This window comes from Mycolicibacterium boenickei (genome assembly GCF_010731295.1).
Classification (GTDB): domain Bacteria; phylum Actinomycetota; class Actinomycetes; order Mycobacteriales; family Mycobacteriaceae; genus Mycobacterium; species Mycobacterium boenickei.
Genome location: NZ_AP022579.1, coordinates 4,916,762 through 4,940,283, shown reverse-complemented (window position 1 = coordinate 4,940,283; position 23,522 = coordinate 4,916,762). Strand labels below are relative to the sequence as shown.

Here is a 23,522-nt window from a genome sequence, read left to right as displayed (position 1 = left end):
TCAGCCGACTTTCTCTCGGATGATATGGGCGAGCCGCGACAGGCTCATCACGGTCAACACGATCGCCAGTGCCGGGAAGAACACCAGGCCCGGCGACGAGTTGATGTAGTTGCGTCCCTCGGAGATCAGCAGCCCCCATTCGGGTTCGGGCGGCTGCGCTCCGTAGCCCAGGAAGCTCAACGACGCGATTGCCAGGATGGCCGCGCCGAACTGCAGGGCGGCCAGGGCCAGTACGGAGGAGTAGGCATTCGGCAGGATGTGCCGGAACAACAGGGTGAGATGGCCGGCGCCCAGGTGTGCGCTGGCTTCCACGAATGGCAGGCTGCGCACCGCCAAGACCTCGGATCGCGCGAGCCGGGCGAATACGGCGATGGATGAGATACCGACGGCGATAGCGGCATTCACCGTGCCGAAGCCGAGGGCCACGATGATCGTGATCGACAGCAGCAGCGTCGGGATCGACAGCAGCACATCGATGATCCGGCCGATGATGCTGTCGGTGATGCGGCCGAAGTAGGCCGCCAGCAACCCGAGAACCGTTCCCACCAGCAGTCCGATGACCACGGCGATGAACGACCCGGCGATGGTGGCGCCGGTTCCGGCGATCACCCGGCTCAGCAGGTCGCGGCCGATGTAGTCGGTGCCGAACGGGTGCGAGAGACTCGGGCCGGCCAGGGGCAGGTCCGGATTCTCCTGCAGCGGATCGTAGGGGGCGATGGCCGACGGCGCGACGATCATCGCCGCGACCAGAAGGAGCAACAACACCGGTGGGATGTCCCACGGATTGACATTGACCCGGCGGGACGGCCTGGGAACGGGCACGGCAGGGCGTGCGTCGGTCAGGATCATGCGGGCACCAGCGCGCCTCTCGGAGTAGTGGATCTCTGGATGCGTGGGTCGATCAGCGGATAGGTGACATCGACGAGGAGATTGACCAGCACGAACGTGACCGACACCGTGATGACCACCGCCTGGATGATCGGGGTGTCCTGGTTGCGGACCGCTGTTTCGGTGAGGTAGCCGATTCCGGTGCGGTTGAAGATGGTTTCGGTGATGACCGATCCGGCCAGCAGTTCGCCGACCGTGATGGCCACGATCGTGACGGTGGGAATCGAGCCGTTCTTGACCAGATGCCCGAAGATGATCCTTTTGTCGTCAAGGCCTTTGGCGCGCAGCACTTCCACGTAGGGCTGGGCGGCGGCGTTGCTCAACCCCTGGATCAGCACCTGCGCGATGGGCGCGGCGACCGGCAGTGCCAGGGGCAGGGCGGCCAGCACAGTCGACCGCAGTCCCTCGTCGCGGACGGCCGATACCCACCCGAGGCTGAACGACAACCATTGCAGGGCCACCAATCCGGTGACGAACACGGGGATGGACAGGAACGCCGGTGGCAGCACCCGCGCGAACTCACGCACCGGTGACCATGGCGCGAACACCGCGGCCAGCGCGATGCCGAAGCCCAGCAGGGCGGCAAGTACGAATGCCACAGCGGCCAGCGCCAGTGTCGAGGGCAGCGCGTGCGCCATCAGCCGCGCTACCGATTGGCCGCTGTTGAGCGAATATCCGAGATCCCCGGTGAACAACCGCTGTACCGATACGCCGAACTGCACGATGGCGGGATCGGTGAGCCGGTAGTAATCGCGCAAGACCTGAGCGTCGTGATCGGAGATGGGATTCTCGGGGTTGGAGATCTGCGTCTCGATCGGGTCTCCGGGCAGCACGTTGAGAACGAAAAACACTGCGGTGTACGCCAATACGATCACGATGATCGACTGGCCGATGCGCCGCAGGGTGAAGTTCAACACCGGTCGAACGCTATGGCCGCCCCGCAGGTGGAGCAATCATTCGCACCTTTAGGAACTTTAAGCCGATGGTTCAGTTCTGCTTAACTGTTGTATCCGTGCGCAATTGGATTATGTGTGATCGCAATCGTTGTCGGGCGCGGGATGTTCGATCACGGTGGTGGGCATGGGGGTACCACTCACAGTTGGAATTGAGGTGACCGGCGACGGTCTCAGCGTGCTCGATGCCGGGGTCGCGGGTATCGCCGGCCTGGCCGGGCGGCTGGAGGCTGCCGGCGTGTCGTACTGGGTGATCGGCGCCGGGCGGGGCGAGGGTAACGACGTCACGGTGGAAGGTCTCGACCCGTCCCTGCTCGCCACGATCGCGGCGCGGCACACCAGCCGACTGGGGCTGGTTGTCGCGGCTGCCGCGCACCGGGACCACCCCTACAACCTCGCCCGGAGGCTGGTCTCGGTGGATCATGCCGCACACGGTCGGGTCGGCTGGCTGGCGCTGGACTTCGACCACAGCATCGCGCTCAACGCCAACACCGACACCTGGACCGGCAACGACCTCGACCCGGCGCACACCGACGACGCCATCGTCGCGGTACGGGCACTGTGGCGGACCTGGCCGCTGGACTCGGTGGTGGGGGATCTGGGTACCGGCTTGTTCGCCGATGTGTCGCGAATCCGACGCGCCGACGTACACAACGCATACGACATTGCCGGTCCGCTCAACGTGCCCGGATCGGTCCAGGGTGATCTCCCGGTCTGGCGGCAGGCCGGGATCGGCCGCGACGGCGTCGCAGGTGCCGCCGACCATCTGATTGTCGAGGACGGTGACCCGATCCCTGCGGCAGGCAACGTGGTGGTGCGGCTGAGGTCGGCCGGCTCGATCGATGCCGCGCTCAATCGGATCGCCGGTTGCGCCAAGACATCAGGGGTACTGCTACGACTCGACCCGGCCGAGTTGGAGCACGTCCTCCACGAGGTGCTACCGGCGGCCCGCAAACGCGGCCTGCTGGCAGATCACGAGACCGGGACGTTGCGTGAGCGGCTCGGCCTGCCGGTGCCCGTCGCGCCTGACCTGACCCGCAATCCGACGGTGTTCGAGACCGTACCCAACCCGGGAGGACGACTGTGACGCAAGCAGGCCAAGTGATCCTGAACGTGAACGTGCTCAACGTCGGAATCCACACCGGCGCATGGCGGCGCACCAGCGAGCAGCCGACCGCGTTCGCCGATCCCGGTTACTACGTGCGGATGGCGAAGCTCGCCGAGCGGGGAAAGCTTGACGCATTGTTCCTGGCGGACGGCCCGGCGTTGCGTGAGCATCCAGCGCTGCGTCCGTCGCAGGCGCTGGAGCCAAGCGTCATCCTGGCATCGGTGGCCGCCGAGACCGAGCATCTGGGCCTGATCGGAACGTTGTCCTCGACCTTCAACGACCCGGTCGAGCTGGCCCACCGATTGCTCACCCTCGACCGGCTCTCCGGCGGTCGGCTGGCGTGGAACGTCGTCACCACGTATTCGATCCCGGCCGGCGCGAACTTCGGTCTCGCCGACTACCCGGACCGTCATGTCAGATACCGGCGGGCTGCCGAATTCGTCGACGTGGTCCGTGCGTTGTGGCGCGACGCCGCCGACCCCAGCGGCCGCGGCATCGACCACCACGGTGAGTTCTTCACCGTGGTCGGCGGGCTGCCGCAGGGACCGTCCCCGCAGGGCCATCCGCTGTTGGTGCAGGCCGGCGGATCGCCGCAGGGGCGCGAGCTCGCCGGTCGGGTCGCCGATGCGGTGTTCAGCGCCGAACTCGACCTGGGCGCCGGAATCGACCACTACCGCTACGTGAAGGACGTCGCGGTCGCCTACGGCCGCAGGCGACACGACGTCAAGATCCTGCCTGGCCTGATCACCACGATCGGTAGCACCAGGTCCGAGGCCGAACGCCGGTTCGCCGACCAGAACGCCCTGCTGCCGCCCGGCCACGATCTGGAGCGGCTCTCGCAGGTCCTGGGCGAGGATCTGGCGGGCTATCCGCTGGACGAACCGGTACCGGCGCACCTGCTCGGAGAGGTCGCCGACCCGGCGAAATTCGGTGCGTCCCTGGGATTCCGGGAATCGGTGGTGCGATTGATCGAAAGCCGTGAGCTCACGCTCGGACAGGCCGTGCGTGAATTCAGCGGGGCCGGCCACCGCGTCATCGTCGGATCGCCGGTCGATGTCGCCGACACCATCGAGCGCTGGTTCCTGGCCGGTGCGGCCGACGGATTCAACCTGATGCCCGACGTGTTCCCCGACGGCCTGGAGATCTTCGTCGACGAGGTGGTGCCGATGCTGCAGGAGCGCGGCCTGTTCCGCAGGGACTACGCCGAGTCGACCTTGCGCGAGAGGTTCACCGGCCGGGCTCATTCCGGTGGGGTGCCGACCCTGGTCAGGGCCCAACTCGCGTGAACGAACCCGCCCCGTAGGTTGGTGGCGTGGATACTCCGATCGCCGTCGTCACCGGGGCAAGTCGCGGCGCAGGCCGCGGGATCGCCGCGGCCCTGCTCGCCTCGGGTTGGCGGGTGTACGTCACCGGACGGACGGTGACCGATCCGGGGGAGGGCGGCATCGCCGTCCAGGTCGACCACTCCGACGACGCGGCCGTGGGTGCGCTGTTCGAGCGGATCAGCGAACAGGAGGGCCGGTTGGATCTCCTGGTCAACAACGCCGCCGCGGTCCACGACGACCTGGTCAACCCGAAACCCTTCTGGGAGAAGCCGATCGAGCTGGCCGACGTGCTGGATGTGGGCTTGCGTTCGGCGTATGTGGCGTCCTGGTATGCCGCGCCGCTGCTGCTGGCCGCTGATCGCGGCCTGATCGCATTCACGTCGTCGCCCGGCTCGGTCTGCTACATGCATGGTCCCGCCTACGGGGCGCAGAAGGCCGGGGTGGACAAGTTGGCCGCGGACATGGCGGTCGACTTCGCCGGCACCGGCGTGTCGACGGTGTCGATCTGGATGGGCATCCTGCTCACCGAGAAGTTCAAGGCCGCTTTCGCCGGGCACCCCGACGCCCTGGCCAAAACCGCCGAGCATGCCGAAACCCCGGAGTTCACCGGCTATCTGATCGATGCGCTGTACCGCGATCCCGAGTTGGCGCAGCTGTCCGGACGTACCGTGATCGGTGCCGAACTCGCTGCGCGCTACGGCATCACCGACGAAGGTGGGCGGGTCCCGCCGTCGCACCGGGACATGCTGGGCGCACCGCGGGAACCCAGCTCGGCCGTCGTCAGGTAGTCCAGGTCAGCGAAACGGAGTGCCCGGGCATCGGATTCGCACACCGTCAAAAAGTTTGACGAAGTTGGGAACGGCATGTCGCACAGGCAGACGACCCAGCCGAGTAACCCGGCTCAGATGCCGGTGAGATACCGGCGGGTCACCACCCGCTGCAGCAGCCGCGTCACCGGTCCGCCCAGGCGGCTCCACCAGGTGGCCGGCCGCGAGAACGCGACCACCTCGGCGTGCACCTCGTCGGTGGCCGGGTCGTAGCGGACCGAGAACAACTCCTCGCCCGACTCGGGATGGCCGGCCAGCGTGCCGTACGCGAAGCCGCGGCGGTCGGGCTCGTCGAGAACGTAGACCACCCGGCACGGCGCCGGGACCGGGCCCAGTCGGACGATCAGCTCGGTGCCCACCGCGGCGGCCTCCGAGGTGGCTTGCACCCGCAGGCCCGCACCGCGCTGCATACCCCACTTCAGCACGTTCTCAGCCGCCTGATCGAAGCGGTCGCGGCCGGTGCCGATCACCGCGGAGGCCCGGGTGTGGCGGTACCCGGCGGGCAGCTCGCCGGCCGTCGCGCCCACCTCGGAATAGGTCAACGAGCGCTGCTCCAGGTCGTGCGGTTTCACCTCACCACCATGGCACTAATACGGTGGCTTCGTGGCCCCAGAAACTGACACCGCCAGAGCGCACCCCGGCGGAGGGTTCAACCCGCCCGATCCCACCGATCGCGGCGGTCCCGATTACGGCCGGTTCATCGAGGCGGTGCGCACCCTGCAGGACCATGCCCGCAGCGCCGACGCCCCTGACGAGGTGATCACCGAGGCCGCCGACCTGATCGAGAAGGTCTCAGCCCTACTGGCACCGTACGAAGCCGACGAATGGAATTCACCTTCCGGTCGGCGCATGGACCTGCCCAACCGTGGCAACGTCAACAACGTGCCGGTGGATCTGGAACGGACCGGCGACAACCAGATCGCCGGGACCGCCCACTTCCGGCGCTTCCACCTCGGCCGCAACGGCGCGGTACATGGTGGCTCGCTGGCGCTGCTGTTCGATTCGCTGCTCGGCTACACCGCGGCCAAACTGACCGGCAGCATGTATCAGCGCACCGCATACCTGCACGTCAACTACCGCAAGATCGCCCCGATCGAGAAGGACCTGCAGGTGCAGGCCGGCATCGACCGCATCGAGGGACGCAAGATCTTCGTCGAGGGACGCCTGCTCGACGGCGACGACGTGCTCGCCGAGGCCGAGGCATTGTTCGTTCGGCTCAAGCCGGGGCAGCCATGAGCCTGGCCACGAACCTCGCCGCGGTGAAACAGCGCTGGACAGGCTGGCGGGAGGGGCTGCGCTCGCGTCCGGTCGCCGATTTCACCTACCGGATCGTCATCGGCGTCGTCGGCACGGTCGTGCTGGCGGTCGGCATCGTGGCCATCCCGTATCCGGGCCCGGGCTGGGCCATCGTGTTCCTCGGGCTGGCGATCCTGGCCAGCGAGTTCGACTTCGCGAAGCGGGCGCTGCGTTATGTCCGGGCCCGCTACGACGCCGTGATGGCCTGGTTCGACCGCCAGCACATCGCGGTCAAGGGTGTCAGTGCGGCGTTCACGGGACTGGTGGTGGTCGGCACACTGTGGCTGTTCGGCGTCGTCGGTTTCGCGGCGGGCCTGGTCGGGCTGGAGCAGGAGTGGCTCAAGAGCCCTCTCGGGATGGGGTCCTGATCAGCAACACCGATAGCCCGCACCGATAGCATGACAGCGTTCGCATCAGCCCACGCATGGTAGGAGACTCCCCGATGAGCGCCGCCCCCAGCCCAGCCCCCGCTGCCCCGATCCGGGTCGCGGCCGGGACTACCGCCGGCGCGGCGGTGCGCGAGGCGGGTCTGCCCAGCCGCGGTACCCCGGACGCGATCGTGGTGGTGCGCGACGAAGAGGGGCGACTTCGCGATCTGTCGTGGGCCCCGGACACCGATGTCGAGGTGACGCCGGTGGCCGCCGATACCGAAGACGGCCGCAGCGTCATCCGGCACTCGTGTGCCCACGTGCTGGCGCAAGCCGTGCAGGATCTGTTCCCGCAGGCCAAGCTGGGAATCGGCCCGCCGATCACCGACGGCTTCTACTACGACTTCGACGTCGCCGAGCCGTTCACCCCGGAAGACCTGGACAAGCTCGAAAAGCGGATGCAGAAGATCGTCAAGGACGGTCAGCTGTTCTCCCGGCGCGTCTACGACTCCAAGGATCAGGCCCGCGAGGAGCTGGCCAACGAGCCGTACAAGCTCGAGCTGGTGGACGACAAGTCCGGCGACCCCGATGTGATGGAGGTGGGCGGCGACGAGCTGACCGCCTACGACAACCTCAACGCCCGCACCAAGGAGCGGGTGTGGGGCGATCTGTGCCGTGGTCCGCACATCCCGACCACCAAGTACATCCCGGCGTTCAAGCTGACCCGCAGCAGCGCCGCGTACTGGCGCGGCGATCAGAACAACGCCAGCCTGCAGCGCGTCTACGGCACGGCATGGGAGTCGCAAGAAGCCCTCGACAAGCACCTGGAGCTCATCGAGGAGGCGCAGCGCCGCGATCACCGCAAGCTCGGTGTCGAACTGGACCTGTTCAGCTTCCCCGACGAGCTCGGCTCGGGCCTGCCGGTGTTCCACCCCAGGGGCGGCGTGATCCGTAAGGAGCTGGAGGACTACTCGCGGCGCAAGCACTCCGAGGCCGGTTACGAGTTCGTCAACACCCCGCACATCACGAAGGAACACCTCTACATCACCTCGGGCCACCTGGAGTGGTACGCCGACGGCATGTACCCGCCGATGCACATCGACGCCGAGTACAACGAGGACGGCACGGTGCGCAAGCCCGGCCAGGACTACTACCTCAAGCCGATGAACTGCCCCATGCACCACCTGATCTACCGGGCCCGGGGCCGCTCCTACCGCGAACTTCCGTTGCGGCTCTTCGAATTCGGGTCGGTGTACCGCTACGAGAAGTCCGGCGTGGTGCACGGACTGACCCGCGTGCGCGGCATGACCCAGGACGACGCGCACATCTACACCACGCGTGAGCAGATGCGCGACGAGCTGACCTCGCTGCTGCAGTTCGTGCTCGACCTGCTCTCGGACTACGGCCTGGACGACTACTACCTGGAGCTGTCCACCAAGGATCCCGACAAGTACGTGGGTTCGGACGAGATGTGGGATGAGGCCACCGAGACCCTGCGGTCGGTCGCCGAGGCCTCGGGCCTGGACCTGGTACCGGATCCGGGCGGCGCGGCGTTCTACGGGCCCAAGATCTCCGTCCAGGTCAAGGACGCGCTGGGCCGCAACTGGCAGATGTCGACGATCCAGCTCGACTTCAACATGCCCGACCGGTTCGAGTTGGAGTACACCGCTGCGGACGGCACCCGGCAGCGCCCGGTGCTGATCCACCGCGCCCTGTTCGGCTCGATCGAACGGTTCTTCGGGGTGCTCACCGAGCACTACGCGGGTGCCTTCCCGGCCTGGTTGGCGCCGGTGCAGGTGGTCGGCATCCCGGTCGCCGACGCCCACCTCGATTACCTGTACGACGTTGCCGCCCAACTGAAGTCACGCGGGGTTCGGGTCGAGGTCGACGGCAGCGACGACCGGATGGCGAAGAAGATCGTCAACCACACGAACCTGAAGGTGCCGTTCATGCTCCTGGCGGGGGACAAGGACATAGAAGCGGGCGCCGTGTCGTTCCGGTTCGGAGACCGCACCCAGATCAACGGGGTGCCCGTCGACGAGGCGGTGGAGGCGATCGTGAAGTGGATCGCCGATCGCAACAATGCGGTGCCGACGGCCGACCTGGTAAAGGCAGGCACTGCACGGTGACGGGGGACGAGCGGTCGATCATCGATCATGGCGTGGGTGAACCCGACCATCTGCAGCGGCTGTGGACACCGCACCGGATGAGCTACATCGTCGATGCGGTCAAGGGCGACAACAAGATCGGCTCGGCCGGTTCGTCGCAGCCGTTCACCGACATCCCCGAGATGTCCGACGAGGACGGGCTCATGGTGGCCCGCGGTGAACTCGTGTACGCCGTGCTCAACCTGTACCCGTACAACCCGGGCCACCTCATGGTGGTGCCGTACCGGCGGGTGTCTGAGCTCGAGGACCTGACCGAGGCCGAGAGTGCCGAACTGATGGCGTTCACGCAGAAGGCGATTCGCGTCATCAAGGCCGTCTCGCGCCCGCACGGGTTCAACGTCGGCCTGAACCTGGGTGTCTCGGCCGGCGGCTCGCTGGCCGAGCACCTGCACATGCACGTGGTGCCGCGGTGGGGCGGCGACGCGAACTTCATCACGATCATCGGCGGCGCCAAGGTCATCCCGCAGTTGCTGAGCGAGACCCGGGAACTGCTCGCCACGGAATGGGCCCGCCAGCCGTGAGCAACCTGTTCCTGATGAGCCGGGCGGCCTACGCGAAACTGTCGCGGCCGGTGGCCAAGGCGGCGCTGCACGCGGGCCTGACCCCCGACATCGTCACGATCGTCGGCACCGCCGGGTCGGTCACCGCCGCGCTGACGCTGTTCCCGATCGGTCAGCTGTGGTGGGGCGCGTTCGCGGTGTTCGTCTTCGTGCTCGCCGACATGCTCGATGGAGCGATGGCGCGTGAACGCGGCGGCGGCACCCGATTCGGCGCCGTGCTGGACGCGACGTGTGACCGCATCGCCGACGGCGCCATCTTCGCCGGCCTGCTGTGGTGGGCGGCGTTCGGGCTGCACGACCCGACACTCGTGGTCGGGATCCTCATCTGTCTGATCACCTCGCAGGTGATCTCCTACATCAAGGCCCGTGCCGAGGCCAGTGGGCTACGCGGCGACGGCGGCATCATCGAGCGCCCCGAGCGTCTGGTGATCGTGCTGGTCGGCGCCGGGCTCTCCGGGGTGCCGTTCCTGCACGCCCCCTGGCTGCTGCAGGTCGCCGTCTGGCTGCTGGCGCTGGCCAGTGTGGTCACGGTCGCGCAGCGGATCCACGCGGTCCGCACCTCACCTGGTGCCATGGACCTATTGCAGCCGCTGCAGCCCTCGCAGCCCGACGGCGGCGACACACAGGAGCCGGGAGCCTCGTGAACATTCCGCTGTCGGGGCAGGTGACCGATTTGGGCTATGCCGCGGGTTGGCAGCTGGTCCGCGCGATGCCGGAAGTGGTGGCGCGCAACCTCTTCGACGCGGGTGCCTTCTATGCCTCCCGGGGTGGTGGACCGGAGCAGTTGCGAAAGAACCTGGCCCGGGTGATCGGGGTACCCCCGGCTGACGTGCCGGACGATCTGATGCGTGCTTCACTGGCCTCGTACGCCCGGTACTGGCGGGAGGCGTTCCGGTTGCCATCGATGGATCTGACCGCTGTGGCCAAGCGTCTCGACGAGGTGTTCGTCGGCGCGGACAAGCTGCGGGCTGCTCGCGAGGCGGGCCGCGGTGCGGTGCTGGCCCTGCCGCACAGCGGCAACTGGGATATGGCCGGGGTGTGGCTGGCCCAGCAGTTCGGCACCTTTGCCACCGTCGCCGAACGGCTCAAACCTGAGTCGCTGTACCGGCGCTTCATCGACTACCGGGAAAGCCTCGGATTCGAGGTGTTCCCGCTGTCCGGCGGTGAGCGTCCGCCCTTCGAGGTGCTCTCGGAACGGTTGCGGGACAACAAGTTCGTCTGCCTGATGGCCGACCGGGACCTCACCCGCAACGGTGTCGAGGTGCAGTTCTTCGGTGAAGCCACCCGGATGCCCGCCGGTCCGGCCAAGCTGGCCATCGAAACCGGCGCCCCGCTGCACCCGACGCATGTCCACTACGACGGGGAGGATTGCGTCGTCGAGATCTTCGACGCGCTCGACACCTCGTCGGGGGACGTGTCCGTGGTGATCCAGCAGCTCGCCGACCGGTTCGCCGCGAACATCGCCGCGCACCCGGCCGACTGGCACATGTTGCAGCCGCAGTGGCTGGCCGACCTGTCCGACGAACGTCGTGCCCGGTTAGGTACCTGACCATGCGTATCGGGATGGTCTGCCCGTATTCGTTCGATGTGCCGGGCGGTGTGCAATCCCATGTGCTGCAACTGGCCGAGGTGATGCGCGCGGGCGGGCATTACGTCAGTGTGCTGGCGCCGTCGTCGCCGCATGTGAAGCTGCCGGACTATGTGGTGTCGGGCGGCAAGGCCGTCCCGATCCCGTACAACGGCTCGGTGGCGCGCCTGCGGTTCGGGCCTGCCACCCACCGCAAGGTGAAGAAGTGGATCGCCGAGGGTGACTTCGACGTACTGCACCTGCACGAGCCCAACGCGCCGAGCCTGTCCATGCTGGCCCTGCAGGCCGCCGAGGGGCCGATCGTGGCGACGTTCCACACCTCGACCACAAAGTCGTTGACGCTCAGTGTGTTTCAGGGGATCCTGCGCCCGTTCCACGAGAAGATCGTGGGCCGCATCGCGGTGTCGGACCTCGCCCGGCGCTGGCAGATGGAGGCGCTCGGCTCGGATGCGGTCGAGATCCCCAACGGGGTCGACGTCCCGTCCTTCGCGAATGCGCCTCGTCTCGATGGGTATCCGCGGCCCGGCCGCAGCGTGCTGTTCCTGGGGCGGTTCGACGAACCGCGCAAGGGCATGCCGGTCCTACTGGGTGCCCTGCCGAAGCTGGCCCGGCGGTTCCCCGACATCGAGATCCTGATCGTGGGCCGCGGCGACGAGGACGCGCTGCGCGAGGAGGCCGGCGAGCTGGCCGGGCACCTGCGTTTCCTGGGGCAGGTCGACGACGACGGCAAGGCCGCGGCTATGCGCAGCGCCGACGTCTACTGCGCGCCCAACCTCGGCGGCGAGAGCTTCGGCATCGTCCTGGTCGAGGCGATGGCGGCGCGCACGGCGGTGGTGGCCAGTGAACTCGACGCGTTCAACCGCGTTCTCGATCATGGCCAGGCCGGCCGGCTGGTGCCGGTCGGCGATGCCGACGCGCTGGCCGATGCGCTGATCGAGGTGCTGGAGGACGACGCGCTGCGTGAGCGGTACATCGACCGGGCCACCGAGCGGGTCGCCCGCTACGACTGGTCGGTGGTGGCCGGCCAGATCATGCGGGTCTACGAGACCGTGGCCAGCCCCGGCGTCAAAGTCCAGGTGGGTGACTAGGCGTGCCTACCTGGCTTGTGGTCACCGCACTTGCCCTGCTGGTGGTTCTGCTGCTCGTCGGAGGGTGGGCCTATCAGACCGCCAATCGGCTCGACCGGCTCCACGTGCGCTACGACCTGTCGTGGCAGGCGCTCGACAGTGCGCTGGCCCGCCGGGCCGTCGTCGCGCGCGCCGTCGCGGTCGACGCCTATGCGGGCGCGCCACAGGGCAAGCGGCTCGCGGCGCTGGCGGATGCCGCCGAACGGGCCCCGCGCCCGGCCCGTGAGGCCGCCGAGAACGACCTGTCGGCCGCACTGGCCGCGGTCGATCCGGCCGGGTTGCCCGTGCCGCTGGTCGCCGAACTGGCCGACGCCGAGGCCCGGGTGCTGCTCGCCCGACGCTTCCACAACGACGCCGTCCGCGACACCCTGGCCCTGCGGGAACGTCGCTTTGTGCGGCTGCTGCGATTGGGCGGAACCGCGGCACTGCCAACCTATTTCGAGATCGTGGAACGTCCGGATTCCCAAGCCGAGGCCAACCCCGTGAGCCGCCGGACCTCTGCGCGGGTGGTGCTGCTCGACGAAACGGGTGCGGTGTTGCTGCTGCGCGGCAGCGACCCCGCGATCGACGAGCCGGACAAGCCCGCGCCGCGGTGGTGGTTCACCGTCGGTGGCGCAGTCCAGCCCGGTGAGGATCTGGCCGCCGCGGCGGCCCGTGAACTCGCCGAGGAGACCGGGTTACGGGTGGCTCCGGAGGAACTTGTCGGGCCGGTGTGGCGGCGCGACGCCGTCATCGACTTCAACGCCTCGGTGATCCGCAGCGAGGAGTTCTTCTTCATCCACCGGACCGGCCGGTTCGAGCCGTCGGCGACGGGGCGCACGACCCTGGAACGGCACTACATTCACGGGCACCGCTGGTGCGATGAGACAATGATCGCCGAGTTGGTTGCCGGCGGGGAGGCCGTGTATCCGCTTCAACTGGGCGAGCTGCTGGCTCAGGCCAATGAACTGGCCGAACAGCCGGCTGCGATGCTGGCGAATACGCAGAGAGCTGCGAATCGCGAGCTGCAAGCCATCCGGTGATGCGGATTCAATGGATTTGGCGGCTCCACTAGACTGATTCAGTAGGACTTTGAAGGAGATTGCAGTGGATACCGCGGCGCAGAACGGCTCTAGCAACCAGACCGGCACCGCGCGCGTGAAGCGCGGGATGGCTGAGATGCTCAAGGGCGGCGTGATCATGGATGTCGTCACCCCGGAACAGGCGAAGATCGCCGAGGCCGCGGGTGCCGTCGCTGTCATGGCCCTGGAGCGGGTCCCCGCCGACATCCGGGCCCAGGGCGGGGTGTCGCGGATGAGTGATCCCGACATGATCGAGGGAATCATCGAAGCGGTCACCATCCCGGTGATGGCCAAGGCGCGCATCGGGCATTTCGTCGAGGCGCAGATCCTGCAGAGCCTGGGTGTGGACTACATCGACGAGTCCGAGGTGCTGACCCCGGCCGATTACACCAACCACATCGACAAGTGGAAGTTCACCGTGCCGTTCGTGTGCGGTGCCACCAACCTGGGTGAGGCGCTGCGCCGGATCACCGAGGGCGCGGCGATGATCCGCTCCAAGGGCGAGGCCGGCACCGGTGATGTCTCCAACGCCACCACCCACATGCGCAAGATCGGCGGAGAGATCCGTCGGCTCACCTCGCTGAGCGAGGACGAGCTGTACGTCGCGGCCAAGGAGCTGCAGGCGCCGTACGACCTGGTGGCCGAGGTGGCCCGGGCCGGCAAGCTGCCCGTCACGCTGTTCACCGCGGGCGGCATCGCCACCCCGGCCGACGCGGCGATGATGATGCAGCTCGGCGCCGAAGGCGTGTTCGTGGGTTCGGGCATCTTCAAGTCGGGCAACCCGGCACAGCGCGCCGCGGCGATCGTGAAGGCCACCACGTTCTACGACGATCCCGACGTGCTGGCCAAGGTGTCGCGCGGCCTGGGCGAGGCCATGGTCGGTATCAACGTCGAGGAGATCGCCCAGCCGCACCGGCTCGCCGAGCGCGGCTGGTAAACACCTCGTATGGCGATTGAAGAGATCCTCGATCTGGAGCAGCTCGAGGTCAACATCTATCGCGGTGGGGTGTTCAGCCCGGAGTCGGGCTTCCTGCAGCGGACGTTCGGTGGCCACGTCGCCGGTCAGTCCCTCGTCTCGGCGGTGCGCACGGTGGAGCCGACGTTCCAGGTGCACTCCCTGCACGGTTACTTCCTGCGGCCGGGTGACGCCCGGGCGCCGTCGGTGTACATCGTCGAGCGCATCCGCGACGGCGGCTCGTTCTGCACCCGTCGGGTCAGCGCGATCCAGCACGGCGAGACGATCTTCACCATGTCGGCGTCGTTCCAGACCGACCAGACCGGCATCGAGCATCAGGACGCCATGCCGGAGGCACCTGGCCCGGACGACCTGCCCGGATTCCGGTCCGGGGGAGCGTTCGACGACGCCGGTTTCGCGCAGTTCGCGGAATGGGATGTGCGGATCGTGCCGCGGGACCGGGTGGCGCGACTGCCCGGTAAGGCCTCGCAGCAGCAGGTGTGGTTCCGCCACCGCGATCCGCTGCCCGACGATCACGTGCTGCACATCTGCGCGCTGGCGTACATGAGCGACCTGACCCTGCTGGGTTCCGCCCAGGTCAACCACCTCGACGTGCGCAAGCACCTGATGGTGGCCTCACTGGACCACGCCATGTGGTTCATGCGGCCGTTCCGCGCCGACGAGTGGCTGCTCTATGACCAGTCCTCACCATCGGCCTGCGGCGGGCGCTCGCTCACCCAGGGCAAGATCTTCAACCGCTACGGCGAGATGGTGGCCGCCGTCATGCAGGAGGGCCTGACGCGCTACCAGCGCAACTTCACCCCGCCGGAGGACGCGTGAGCCCCCGGGTCGGGGTGCTCGCATTGCAGGGCGACACCCGTGAGCACCTGGCTGCGCTGCGTGAGGCAGGTGCCGAGGCCGGCACGGTACGACGGCTCTCCGAACTCGACGCGGTCGACGCCCTGGTGATCCCGGGCGGCGAATCCACCGCGATGAGCCACCTGCTGCGCGAATTCGACCTGCTCGAACCGTTGCGGGCGCGCATCGCCGCCGGGCTGCCGTGCTACGGCTCCTGCGCCGGCATGATCCTTCTGGCCACCGAAATCGCTGACGCCGGCGTGGCGGGCCGGGCCGCGGTGCCGCTGAAGGGTATCGATATGACGGTGCGGCGCAACGCCTTTGGCCGTCAGGTCGACTCCTTCGAAGGGGACATCGACTTCGAGGGCCTCGACACCCCGGTGCACGCGGTGTTCATCCGGGCGCCGTGGGTCGAACGGGTCGGGCCCGAGGTCAAGGTGCTGGCCCGCGCCGCCGACCACATCGTCGCGGTGCGGCAGGGCTCGATGCTGGCGACGTCGTTTCACCCGGAGATGACCGGGGACCGCCGCATTCACAAGCTTTTCGTCGATTCGCTCTGAGTCCAGCAAACCCACGGCGCATACATAGCTCAGACAAAGGCGGCACCGACTTAATGGTCGTGTGACGACGACGTTGGAGGATGCCTCCGCCGAGCCTGCCCTCGAAGCCCCGCGCAGCACTCCGCCGATCGCTCGTGAGCGCCTGGCGCTGCCCGCTCTGCTGGTCGCCACCGCCCTGGCTTACCTGTGGAACATCACCGTCAACGGCATGGGCAACCAGTTCTACGCGGCGTCGGCCTGGGCGGGGTCACTGAGCTGGAAGGCGCTGTTGTTCGGATCGCTGGATCCGGCCAATTTCATCACCGTCGACAAGCCGCCGGTGTCCCAGTGGGTGATGGGCCTGTCCGGTCAGCTGTTCGGGTTCAGCAGCGCCGCCATGCTGATCCCCGAGGCGCTGATGGGCGTCGGTTCGGTGGCCCTGCTCTACGGTGCGGTCCGCCGCATCGGCGGTCCGCGCGCGGCCCTGCTGGCCGGTGCCGTGCTGGCCCTGACGCCGGTGGCGGCGTTGATGTTCCGGTTCAACAACCCCGATGCCGCGATGGTGCTGCTCATGACTGCCGCCGCGTACTGCACGGTCCGCGCATTGCAGGGTTCCGGTGCCCGGTGGCTGGTGCTGGTCGGTGTAGCGCTGGGGTTCGCGTTCCTGGCCAAGATGCTCGAAGGCCTGATGGCCATGCCGGCCATCGCCCTGGTGTACCTGGTCGCCGCGACCGTGCCGATGCGGGTACGCCTGCTGCACCTGGCGGGTTCGCTGGCGGCGTTTCTCGTCTCCGCCGGATGGTTCGTGATACTCACCCTGCTGTGGCCGGCCTCCTCGCGGCCCTACCTCGCCGGATCCACCGACAACAACTTCATGAACCTGGTGCTGGGCTACAACGGATTCGGCCGGGTGCTCGGGCACAACCATTACGGCACGCACAACGACGTCGACCCTGTGGTTCCCGCCGGTGCGCACCACGGTGGCTGGGGTGATCAAGCTCAGGGCTTGCCCCGCCTGTTCACCGGCGAGTTCGGTTTCGAAATCGGGTGGCTGCTGCCGGCCGGTCTGCTCGCCGTGGTGCTGGTGCTGCTCTCGAGGCGTGGCCGGCCCCGGACCGACCTGGTACGTGCCGGAGCCATCCTGTTCGGCAGCTGGCTACTGATCGACGGCGTGGTCCTCAGTTTCATGAAGAGCATGGTCCACCCGTATTACTGCTTGTCGCTGGCGCCGGCGCTGGCGGCGATGTTCGCGATCGGTGTCGCCGAGATGTGGCGCCGGCGTGAGGATCGGTTTGGGCAGATCGGTTTGGCCGCAATGCTTCTGGGCGCTGCAGGGTGGGGCTTCTGGATTCTCGGCCGCAATGGGTCGTGGCTGCCACCGCTGCGGTGGGCGATCGTGGTGGTGGCGGTCGCGGCCACGATCGCCTTGTTGTGGGCGCTGCGGGCGGGAAATCGCGCCACCGCCACTTGCGCGCTGACGCTCGCGCTGATCGGTGGTCTGGCCGGACCGACCGCGTACACGGTGGCCACCCTGGGGCAGTCGCACACCGGAGGCGGTCCGAGTGTGGGGCCGGCCGATCCCGACGGCAACCACAACCATGGATGGAACTCCGACAATGCCGAGGTGAACGCCATGCTGCGCGGCGCCAACACCACCTGGTCGGCGGCCATCAACCGGTCCGGTGCCGCGGCGGCCCTCGAATTGTCCACCGACACAGCGGTAATGGCGATCGGCGGCTTCACCGGAACCGACCCGGCGCCGACGCTGGAGCAGTTCCAGACCTACGTCGCCGACCGGCAGATCACCTACTACATCCTCCCGGAGCCCAAGAACGACCACGGCGGCTTCTTCGGCATCAACTCCCACACCGACATCGCCGACTGGGTGAAAGCGAACTTCACCTCCACCAAGGTCGGCTCGGACACGGTGTACGACCTGCGGGCACCGCTCACCGGGGCCCTCCCTCGACAGTGACGCCTGCAGCCTCTTCCATCGGTTTGATGACGGAGGTGAAGTCGGACTCGGGGCCCTCGGCATGCAGCGTGTGCTCCCAGATCCGTTGCACGGTCTCGGCCATCTGCACCGGGAGGCCGAGGGTGGTGGCCTCATCGAGGTAGAGCCGGACGTCTTTGGCCATCAGGCCGGTGGCGAACCCATAGTCGAACGTGCGGGGGAGCACCGCTCGCGGGAACTTGTCGCGGCTGGCGTGCGTGCCACCGGATCCGGCGTTGAGTACGTCGATCATCACGTCGGCACTCAGACCCGCCTTGACGCCCATCACCATCACCTCGGCGGTGGCGGCCAGCGTGGTGGCGGCCATCAGGTTGTTGATCAGCTTCATGGTCTGTGCCGCGCCGGGCTGTTCGGAAACGAAGATGGCCCGGCCGAGTACCTCGAAGACCGGTGCCAGCGAATCGAACTCGCTGCGCGGTCCCGACACCATGATGGCCAGGGTGCCGGCCTGGGCGCCGTGCATCCCGCCGCTGACCGGGCTGTCGAGCGCCGCGATCCCCTTGGCGCCGAGGGCGGCGTGATTGCGTTGTGCGGCTTGACCTCCCACTGTCGACAGATCGACGAAGCGCCGCACCGTCGAACCGGTGGCAACCTCGGCCACCACTGCTTCGGACACCTGTGGGGTGGGAAGACTCGCCAGCACGGTCTCGGCGCGCTCGGCGACCGACCGCACCGAGTCGGCCGGTTGGGCACCCAGAGTGGTCGCCCTGGCCAGAACATCCTCGCGCACATCGAAGGCCAGCACGGGGAATCCCGCCGACAGCAGCCGGTCCATCATGGGCCACCCCATGTTGCCCAACCCGATGAAGCCGATCGCCTCAGTCATCTGCCGGGCTCTCGTCGAGTTCGGCGAACACGGCGCGGGCCAGCCGGAAGCTGTCGACCGCGGCCGGGATGCCCGCGTAGATACCCACCTGCAGGAAGATCTCGCAGATCTCCTCCCGGGTGACGCCGTTGGTGAGGGCGCCGCGGATGTGTGTGCTCAGCTCGTTCGGCCGGTTGAGGACCGCGATCATCGCGAGGTTGAGCATGCTGCGGGTTTTCAGCTCCAGACCATCCCGGCCCCAGACCGCGCCCCAGCAGTATTCGGTGACCAGGTCCTGCAGCGGCTTCGAGAAGGCGTCGACGTTGCCTGCCGCCTTGCGGACATACTCCTCACCGAGGACCGCCGTGCGGATCGCCAACCCCTTGTCGTACGTATCTTGATCCATGCGTCTCTTCCCGTAGTTCGTGGATTACCGCGCCACCACGACAGTCTTGGTGGCCGTCACGGCATCGAGTGCCCCATAACCTTTCTCGCGGCCGTACCCGGACTTCTTGAATCCGCCGAACCGTAGCTCGACGGCGGACCCGCCATCAACAACGTCATCCGCTGCCCGCGTACCGGCGTACGCTCCGGGCATGTCCGCGTCGTCGCCAACCTCGGTCCGGAGGCCAGGTGTCGTCGAGTCGGTGATGAGTTGGGCCGTATGGGCCCTGGTCGGCCTGATCGCCGTGCTGCTGGCGTTCGCCGCGATCTTTCCCGTCGGCTTCAGCGGGGCGGCTCCCGGACAGGCCGACGAGGCCGCGACCGTGGCCGGTTGGGCGGTGCTCACCCTGGCGACCGTGATTCTCGCGCCGATCGGCATGGCGATCGGGCATTGGCGGCATTGGCACATCTGGTACTGGCCGGTGCTGTGCGGCGCCGCGGCGGCCACGACGATGGTCCTGCTGCAGGCGCTGTAGGCGTCGTATCGAGCGCGGTGGGACCGGCCACGTAGACTGGAGAGCCGGAGTTTTAACCGGAAAAGGGGCGTACCTGCATGAGCGGCCATTCCAAGTGGGCCACCACCAAGCACAAGAAGGCCGTCATCGACGCCAAGCGCGGCAAGATGTTCGCCAAGTTGATCAAGAATATCGAGGTCGCGGCACGTGTCGGCGGGGGAGACCCGGCCGGTAACCCCACGCTCTACGACGCCATCCAGAAGGCCAAGAAGAGCTCGGTACCCAATGACAACATCGAGCGGGCCCGCAAGCGTGGCGGCGGTGAAGAGGCCGGTGGCGCCGACTGGCAGAACATCACCTACGAGGGCTACGGCCCCAACGGGGTCGCCGTGCTCATCGAATGCCTGACCGACAACCGCAACCGGGCCGCCGGTGAGGTCCGCGTCGCGATGACCCGCAACGGCGGCAACATGGCCGACCCGGGCTCGGTGGCCTACCTGTTCTCCCGCAAGGGCATGGTGACACTGGAGAAGAACGGCCTGACCGAGGACGACGTGCTGATGGCCGTCCTGGAGGCCGGCGCCGAAGAGGTCAACGACCTCGACGACTCGTTCGAGATCATCTGTGAGCCGACCGACCTGGTCGCGGTGCGGACCGCGCTGCAGGACGCCGGCATCGACTACGACTCCGCGGAGGCGAGCTTCCAGCCGTCGGTCACCGTGCCCGTGGATCTCGAAGGCGCCCGCAAGGTGCTCAAGCTCGTCGACGCGCTGGAAGACAGCGACGACGTGCAAGAGGTCTACACCAACATCGACATCCCCGACGACGTCGCCGCGCAGCTCGACGAGGAGTAGTGGCGAGCGTCCTCGACCCTGAGGGCGTCAAGTGGACGGTCCGACGGCGTTGGTTGCCGTGGCGTCCGCGCCGAAAGATGCCCGACGACTGGGGTTTTGGCGACACGTCGGTCAGCGACGGGGACGACATCATCAGCATCGTGCTGAACATCGCCCTCGTGGTGCTCTTGATCCCGGCCCTGGTGTTGGCGCTGCTGGTGGCCGCGGAGTTCCTGCTGTTGCTGCTCCTGCTGCCGTTGTGGGTACTGGCCCGGTCACTGTTCGGCACGCCGTGGATCATCGTGATCCGCCGTGACCACAAGGTCGTCGGCGAGGAAGCCGTGCGCGGGTGGGACGCGACCAACGCCCGCATCGATCAGATCAAGTCGTTCATCGCATCGGGTGCAGCGCTGCGTCGATAGGCGTCTCACCCGAGATCACCTCGAACGTCCGCCCGGCGGTCCCCGGCTCGTGCAGGACGGCGAGCAACACGCGGGCGACGTCGGCGCGGGGGATCGTGCCGCGGCCGGTCGACTCGGCGACCGTCACGGTCCCGGTGCCCGGCTCGTCGGTGAGGCCACCGGGCCGCACGATCGTGGTGTGCAGCCCGGTCCGGGCCCGCACATCGGCGTCGGCCTCGGATTTGGCCCGCATGTAGGCCAGGAACACCTCGTCGTAGTTCGCGTCCAGCGACCGGTCGTCGGCGGCCAGGGCCGAGACCATCACGTACCGGCTCACCCCCGCGGCCTCGGCCGCATCGGCCAGCAGAATCGCGGCATCCCGGTCGACGGTCTGTTTGCGCGCCGCCCCGCTGCCGGGCCCGGCGCCCGCGGCGAACACGACGGCGTCGGCGCCGCGCAGGGCGACGGCGACCTCGTCCACCGACGCCTGTTCCAGATCCAGCACGACGGCCTCCGCCCCGGCTGCCTGCAGATCGGCGGCCTGGGCCGGGTTCCGGATGAGCCCGGCCACCTCGTCGCCGCGGGCGGACAACAACTGTTCAAGGATCAGGGCGATCTTGCCGTGCCCGCCGGCTATCACTACGCGCATGGTTCCGACCCTACGGATCTGAGCGTGTCCCTGCGGCTGACTGTCGCCGGCTCACGCTAGGCTCTCGAACAGATGTTCTGACGAAGGGGTTCGTGTGCGGGTGATGGGAGTGGATCCCGGGCTGACACGCTGCGGCCTGTCGGTGGTCGAGAGCGGTCGCGGTCGGCAGGTCACCGCGCTGGATGTGGACGTGGTCCGCACCCCGGCCGATGCGCCGCTGCAGAAGCGCCTGCTCGAGATCAGCGATGTCGCCGAGTACTGGATGGACACCCACCGGCCCGACGTGATCGCGATCGAGAGGGTCTTTGCGCAGCAGAACGTGTCGACGGTGATGGGCACGGCTCAAGCCGGTGGGGTGATCGCGCTGGCCGCGGCCCGCCGCGACATCGAGGTGCATTTTCACACCCCGTCGGAGGTGAAGGCGGCGGTCACCGGTAACGGTCGCGCCGACAAGGCGCAGGTCACCGAGATGATCACCAGAATTCTTGCCCTGCAAGCCAAGCCGACCCCGGCGGACGCCGCCGATGCGCTGGCTCTGGCCATCTGCCACTGCTGGCGGGCGCCGATGATCGCGCGGATGGCCGCCGCCGAGGCGCTGGCCGCCGAACAGCGCCGCAAATATCAGGCCCGGCTGAAGGCCACCGCGAAAGCGGGCCGGGCATGATCGCCTCGGTGCGCGGTGAGGTCATCGACATCGCCCTCGACCACGCGGTGATCGAGGCCGCCGGCGTCGGCTACAAGGTGATGGCGACCCCGTCGACCCTGGCCAACCTGCGCCGTGGCGCCGAGTCCCGGCTGATCACCGCGATGATCGTCCGCGAGGATTCGATGACGCTCTACGGGTTCGGCGACGGCGATGCCCGCGACCTGTTCCTCACGCTGCTGGGCGTCTCCGGCGTCGGCCCCAAGATCGCGCTGGCGACACTGGCGGTGTACGACCCGCAGGCCCTGCGGCAGGCCCTGGCCGACGGCGATGTCACGGCATTGACCCGGGTTCCCGGCATCGGCAAGCGCGGTGCCGAGCGGATGGTGCTGGAGCTGCGCGACAAGATCGGTCCGGTCACCCCCGGGACCTCCGGGTTCACGGGTCACGCGGTGCGGGCACCGGTGGTGGAAGCCCTTGTCGGACTTGGCTTTGCGGCCAAACAGGCCGAGGAGGCCACCGACAAGGTGCTGGCCAACGATCCCGAGGCCACCACGGCTTCCGCGCTGCGGGCTGCACTGTCCATGTTGGGTAAGAAGTAATGGGTCGGTTCGACGACGCCGAGGAGCCCGACGACCGGGAGGTCTCACCGGCACTGACTGTCGGTGAAGGCGATATCGACGCCAGCCTGCGCCCGCGCTCGCTGGGGGAGTTCATCGGTCAGCCCCGGGTGCGCGAGCAACTGCAACTGGTCATCGAGGGTGCCAAGAACCGCGGTGGCACACCCGATCACATCCTGCTGTCCGGTCCGCCCGGGCTGGGGAAGACCTCGCTGGCGATGATCATCGCGGCCGAACTGGGCTCCTCGTTGCGGCTCACCTCCGGCCCCGCACTGGAGCGGGCCGGCGACCTGGCCGCCATGCTGTCGAACCTCGTCGAGCACGACGTGCTGTTCATCGACGAGATCCACCGCATCGCCAGGCCGGCAGAGGAAATGCTCTATCTGGCCATGGAGGACTTCCGCGTCGACGTGGTGGTCGGCAAAGGCCCTGGCGCCACGTCGATCCCGCTCGAAGTCGCGCCCTTCACCCTGGTGGGGGCGACCACCCGGTCCGGAGCGCTGACCGGTCCGCTACGCGACCGGTTCGGGTTCACCGCGCACATGGACTTCTACGAACCGGTCGAGCTCGAGCGGGTCCTGGCCCGGTCGGCCGGCATCCTGGGTATCGAATTGGGCGGCGAGGCCGGCACCGAGATCGCCCGGCGTTCCCGAGGCACGCCACGCATCGCCAACCGGCTGCTGCGCCGGGTCCGGGATTACGCCGAGGTCCGCGCCGACGGCGTGATCACGCGCGACATCGCCAAGGCCGCGCTGGAGGTCTACGACGTCGACGAGCTCGGCCTCGACCGCCTGGACCGCGCAGTGCTGTCCGCGCTCACCCGCAGCTTCGGGGGCGGCCCGGTCGGGGTGTCGACGCTGGCCGTGGCGGTAGGCGAAGAGGCGACCACGGTCGAGGAGGTCTGCGAGCCCTTCCTGGTGCGTGCCGGCATGGTGGCCCGCACGCCGAGGGGCCGGGTGGCCACGCCATTGGCGTGGACGCACCTCGGTCTGCAACCGCCGGTTACCGGACTGGGGCAGCCCGGGCTGTTTGAATAG

At 68.0% G+C, this 23,522-nt stretch carries 28 protein-coding genes; 21 read left to right on the top strand and 7 right to left on the bottom strand.

The features are described 5' to 3' along the window. Entirely contained in the window at window positions 1–849 is an 849-nt protein-coding gene (locus G6N57_RS23510; RefSeq protein WP_097926464.1) for an ABC transporter permease, read from the bottom strand. Continuing rightward, window positions 846–1,805: an ABC transporter permease gene (locus G6N57_RS23505; protein WP_234815864.1), complete on the bottom strand. Its 960-nt coding sequence runs from the start codon at window positions 1,803–1,805 to the stop codon at window positions 846–848. Before G6N57_RS23505 ends, G6N57_RS23510 begins: the two co-directional genes overlap by 4 nt. A gap of 193 nt (window positions 1,806–1,998) precedes the next feature. Here G6N57_RS23505 and G6N57_RS23500 point away from each other — a divergent pair, with 193 nt between their 5' ends. Genes G6N57_RS23500 through G6N57_RS23490 form a run of 3 tightly spaced genes read left to right on the top strand, consistent with a single transcriptional unit; the run spans window position 1,999 to window position 5,062 of the window. Next, the gene (locus tag G6N57_RS23500; protein WP_234815863.1) at window positions 1,999–2,928 is read left to right on the top strand and encodes an LLM class flavin-dependent oxidoreductase; all 930 of its coding nucleotides are present in this window, start codon (window positions 1,999–2,001) and stop codon (window positions 2,926–2,928) included. A 32-nt stretch (window positions 2,929–2,960) separates the two neighbouring features. Beyond that, window positions 2,961–4,235: an NtaA/DmoA family FMN-dependent monooxygenase gene (locus tag G6N57_RS23495; RefSeq protein WP_077741704.1), complete on the top strand. Its 1,275-nt coding sequence runs from the start codon at window positions 2,961–2,963 to the stop codon at window positions 4,233–4,235. Between the two features lie 26 nt (window positions 4,236–4,261). Further along, window positions 4,262–5,062, top strand: coding sequence for an SDR family NAD(P)-dependent oxidoreductase (locus G6N57_RS23490; RefSeq protein WP_077739166.1), 801 nt, complete (start codon window positions 4,262–4,264; stop codon window positions 5,060–5,062). Between the two features lie 113 nt (window positions 5,063–5,175). Here G6N57_RS23490 and G6N57_RS23485 read toward each other — a convergent pair whose 3' ends face one another. After that, window positions 5,176–5,673, bottom strand: coding sequence for a DUF1990 domain-containing protein (locus G6N57_RS23485; protein ID WP_077739167.1), 498 nt, complete (start codon window positions 5,671–5,673; stop codon window positions 5,176–5,178). A gap of 31 nt (window positions 5,674–5,704) precedes the next feature. Between G6N57_RS23485 and G6N57_RS23480 the strand changes: the two genes are divergently transcribed. From G6N57_RS23480 to G6N57_RS23425, 12 genes are all read left to right on the top strand, one after another. Beyond that, window positions 5,705–6,337, top strand: a complete 633-nt coding sequence (locus G6N57_RS23480) for a PaaI family thioesterase (RefSeq protein WP_077739168.1) — start codon at window positions 5,705–5,707, stop codon at window positions 6,335–6,337. Then, on the top strand, window positions 6,334–6,765 hold the full coding sequence (locus tag G6N57_RS23475; RefSeq protein ID WP_077739169.1) for a TIGR02611 family protein: 432 nt from the start codon (window positions 6,334–6,336) through the stop codon (window positions 6,763–6,765). The genes G6N57_RS23480 and G6N57_RS23475 overlap by 4 nt, the downstream gene beginning before the upstream one ends. 74 nt (window positions 6,766–6,839) lie before the next feature. After that, the gene (thrS, locus tag G6N57_RS23470) at window positions 6,840–8,894 is read left to right on the top strand and encodes a threonine--tRNA ligase (protein WP_077739170.1); all 2,055 of its coding nucleotides are present in this window, start codon (window positions 6,840–6,842) and stop codon (window positions 8,892–8,894) included. Further along, window positions 8,891–9,454, top strand: a complete 564-nt coding sequence (locus G6N57_RS23465) for an ATP adenylyltransferase (protein ID WP_075921003.1) — start codon at window positions 8,891–8,893, stop codon at window positions 9,452–9,454. The genes thrS and G6N57_RS23465 overlap by 4 nt, the downstream gene beginning before the upstream one ends. Then, window positions 9,451–10,137, top strand: coding sequence for a phosphatidylinositol phosphate synthase (pgsA, locus tag G6N57_RS23460; RefSeq protein ID WP_077741705.1), 687 nt, complete (start codon window positions 9,451–9,453; stop codon window positions 10,135–10,137). Before G6N57_RS23465 ends, pgsA begins: the two co-directional genes overlap by 4 nt. A 65-nt stretch (window positions 10,138–10,202) precedes the next feature. Further along, on the top strand, window positions 10,203–11,042 hold the full coding sequence (locus G6N57_RS23455) for a phosphatidylinositol mannoside acyltransferase (protein ID WP_234815867.1): 840 nt from the start codon (window positions 10,203–10,205) through the stop codon (window positions 11,040–11,042). A gap of 2 nt (window positions 11,043–11,044) precedes the next feature. Next, window positions 11,045–12,169: a glycosyltransferase family 4 protein gene (locus G6N57_RS23450; RefSeq protein WP_077739172.1), complete on the top strand. Its 1,125-nt coding sequence runs from the start codon at window positions 11,045–11,047 to the stop codon at window positions 12,167–12,169. A 2-nt stretch (window positions 12,170–12,171) separates the two neighbouring features. Beyond that, window positions 12,172–13,230 (top strand): NUDIX hydrolase, encoded by a 1,059-nt coding sequence (locus G6N57_RS23445; protein WP_097926463.1) that lies wholly within the window; start codon window positions 12,172–12,174, stop codon window positions 13,228–13,230. 64 nt (window positions 13,231–13,294) lie between these two features. After that, entirely contained in the window at window positions 13,295–14,206 is a 912-nt protein-coding gene (gene pdxS / locus G6N57_RS23440; protein ID WP_036444697.1) for a pyridoxal 5'-phosphate synthase lyase subunit PdxS, read from the top strand. A 9-nt stretch (window positions 14,207–14,215) separates the two neighbouring features. Further along, the gene (tesB, locus tag G6N57_RS23435; protein ID WP_036444695.1) at window positions 14,216–15,064 is read left to right on the top strand and encodes an acyl-CoA thioesterase II; all 849 of its coding nucleotides are present in this window, start codon (window positions 14,216–14,218) and stop codon (window positions 15,062–15,064) included. After that, window positions 15,061–15,642, top strand: coding sequence for a pyridoxal 5'-phosphate synthase glutaminase subunit PdxT (pdxT, locus tag G6N57_RS23430; protein WP_077739173.1), 582 nt, complete (start codon window positions 15,061–15,063; stop codon window positions 15,640–15,642). Before tesB ends, pdxT begins: the two co-directional genes overlap by 4 nt. 61 nt (window positions 15,643–15,703) lie before the next feature. Then, window positions 15,704–17,596 carry an ArnT family glycosyltransferase gene (locus G6N57_RS23425; RefSeq protein ID WP_077739174.1) on the top strand — a complete coding sequence of 631 codons (1,893 nt, stop codon included), beginning with the start codon at window positions 15,704–15,706 and terminating at the stop codon, window positions 17,594–17,596. Here G6N57_RS23425 and G6N57_RS23420 read toward each other — a convergent pair. Genes G6N57_RS23420 through G6N57_RS32125 form a run of 3 tightly spaced genes read right to left on the bottom strand, consistent with a single transcriptional unit; the run spans window position 17,571 to window position 19,038 of the window. Then, window positions 17,571–18,461 (bottom strand): NAD(P)-dependent oxidoreductase, encoded by an 891-nt coding sequence (locus G6N57_RS23420; protein ID WP_077739175.1) that lies wholly within the window; start codon window positions 18,459–18,461, stop codon window positions 17,571–17,573. The two genes, G6N57_RS23425 and G6N57_RS23420, sit on opposite strands and share 26 nt — an antisense overlap. Next, window positions 18,454–18,846: a carboxymuconolactone decarboxylase family protein gene (locus tag G6N57_RS23415; protein WP_077739176.1), complete on the bottom strand. Its 393-nt coding sequence runs from the start codon at window positions 18,844–18,846 to the stop codon at window positions 18,454–18,456. The genes G6N57_RS23420 and G6N57_RS23415 overlap by 8 nt, the downstream gene beginning before the upstream one ends. 24 nt (window positions 18,847–18,870) lie before the next feature. Next, entirely contained in the window at window positions 18,871–19,038 is a 168-nt protein-coding gene (locus G6N57_RS32125) for an aldehyde dehydrogenase family protein (protein ID WP_234815862.1), read from the bottom strand. Between G6N57_RS32125 and G6N57_RS23405 the strand changes: the two genes are divergently transcribed. From G6N57_RS23405 to G6N57_RS23395, 3 genes are all read left to right on the top strand, one after another. Then, window positions 19,037–19,360, top strand: a complete 324-nt coding sequence (locus G6N57_RS23405) for a hypothetical protein (protein ID WP_077739177.1) — start codon at window positions 19,037–19,039, stop codon at window positions 19,358–19,360. The genes G6N57_RS32125 and G6N57_RS23405 overlap by 2 nt on opposite strands. Before the next feature lie 77 nt (window positions 19,361–19,437). Then, window positions 19,438–20,193 carry a YebC/PmpR family DNA-binding transcriptional regulator gene (locus tag G6N57_RS23400; protein WP_065460385.1) on the top strand — a complete coding sequence of 252 codons (756 nt, stop codon included), beginning with the start codon at window positions 19,438–19,440 and terminating at the stop codon, window positions 20,191–20,193. Beyond that, window positions 20,193–20,594, top strand: coding sequence for a hypothetical protein (locus G6N57_RS23395; protein ID WP_133118394.1), 402 nt, complete (start codon window positions 20,193–20,195; stop codon window positions 20,592–20,594). Before G6N57_RS23400 ends, G6N57_RS23395 begins: the two co-directional genes overlap by 1 nt. On the opposite strand, the gene G6N57_RS23390 is transcribed toward G6N57_RS23395, so the two are convergent. After that, window positions 20,563–21,222: an SDR family oxidoreductase gene (locus G6N57_RS23390; RefSeq protein ID WP_097926462.1), complete on the bottom strand. Its 660-nt coding sequence runs from the start codon at window positions 21,220–21,222 to the stop codon at window positions 20,563–20,565. The genes G6N57_RS23395 and G6N57_RS23390 overlap by 32 nt on opposite strands. Window positions 21,223–21,316: 94 nt before the next feature. Here G6N57_RS23390 and ruvC point away from each other — a divergent pair, with 94 nt between their 5' ends. From ruvC to ruvB, 3 genes are read left to right on the top strand one after another with little or no spacing between them, the layout of a single operon-like run. Further along, window positions 21,317–21,886: a crossover junction endodeoxyribonuclease RuvC gene (ruvC, locus tag G6N57_RS23385; protein WP_036444679.1), complete on the top strand. Its 570-nt coding sequence runs from the start codon at window positions 21,317–21,319 to the stop codon at window positions 21,884–21,886. Beyond that, window positions 21,883–22,467, top strand: coding sequence for a Holliday junction branch migration protein RuvA (gene ruvA, locus G6N57_RS23380; RefSeq protein WP_077739180.1), 585 nt, complete (start codon window positions 21,883–21,885; stop codon window positions 22,465–22,467). The genes ruvC and ruvA overlap by 4 nt, the downstream gene beginning before the upstream one ends. Continuing rightward, window positions 22,467–23,522 (top strand): Holliday junction branch migration DNA helicase RuvB, encoded by a 1,056-nt coding sequence (ruvB, locus tag G6N57_RS23375; RefSeq protein ID WP_077739181.1) that lies wholly within the window; start codon window positions 22,467–22,469, stop codon window positions 23,520–23,522. Before ruvA ends, ruvB begins: the two co-directional genes overlap by 1 nt.

Coding starts and splice junctions, on each gene's coding strand:
- G6N57_RS23400 (WP_065460385.1), top strand. CDS start 19,438: ATGAGCGGCCATTCCAAGTGGGCCACCACCAAGCACAAGAAGGCCGTC.
- G6N57_RS23420 (WP_077739175.1), bottom strand. CDS start 18,461: ATGACTGAGGCGATCGGCTTCATCGGGTTGGGCAACATGGGGTGGCCC.
- ruvA (WP_077739180.1), top strand. CDS start 21,883: ATGATCGCCTCGGTGCGCGGTGAGGTCATCGACATCGCCCTCGACCAC.
- G6N57_RS23415 (WP_077739176.1), bottom strand. CDS start 18,846: ATGGATCAAGATACGTACGACAAGGGGTTGGCGATCCGCACGGCGGTC.
- G6N57_RS23510 (WP_097926464.1), bottom strand. CDS start 849: ATGATCCTGACCGACGCACGCCCTGCCGTGCCCGTTCCCAGGCCGTCC.
- G6N57_RS32125 (WP_234815862.1), bottom strand. CDS start 19,038: ATGCCCGGAGCGTACGCCGGTACGCGGGCAGCGGATGACGTTGTTGAT.
- G6N57_RS23405 (WP_077739177.1), top strand. CDS start 19,037: ATGTCCGCGTCGTCGCCAACCTCGGTCCGGAGGCCAGGTGTCGTCGAG.
- thrS (WP_077739170.1), top strand. CDS start 6,840: ATGAGCGCCGCCCCCAGCCCAGCCCCCGCTGCCCCGATCCGGGTCGCG.
- G6N57_RS23455 (WP_234815867.1), top strand. CDS start 10,203: ATGCCGGAAGTGGTGGCGCGCAACCTCTTCGACGCGGGTGCCTTCTAT.
- ruvB (WP_077739181.1), top strand. CDS start 22,467: ATGGGTCGGTTCGACGACGCCGAGGAGCCCGACGACCGGGAGGTCTCA.
- G6N57_RS23390 (WP_097926462.1), bottom strand. CDS start 21,222: ATGCGCGTAGTGATAGCCGGCGGGCACGGCAAGATCGCCCTGATCCTT.
- G6N57_RS23450 (WP_077739172.1), top strand. CDS start 11,045: ATGCGTATCGGGATGGTCTGCCCGTATTCGTTCGATGTGCCGGGCGGT.
- G6N57_RS23475 (WP_077739169.1), top strand. CDS start 6,334: ATGAGCCTGGCCACGAACCTCGCCGCGGTGAAACAGCGCTGGACAGGC.
- tesB (WP_036444695.1), top strand. CDS start 14,216: ATGGCGATTGAAGAGATCCTCGATCTGGAGCAGCTCGAGGTCAACATC.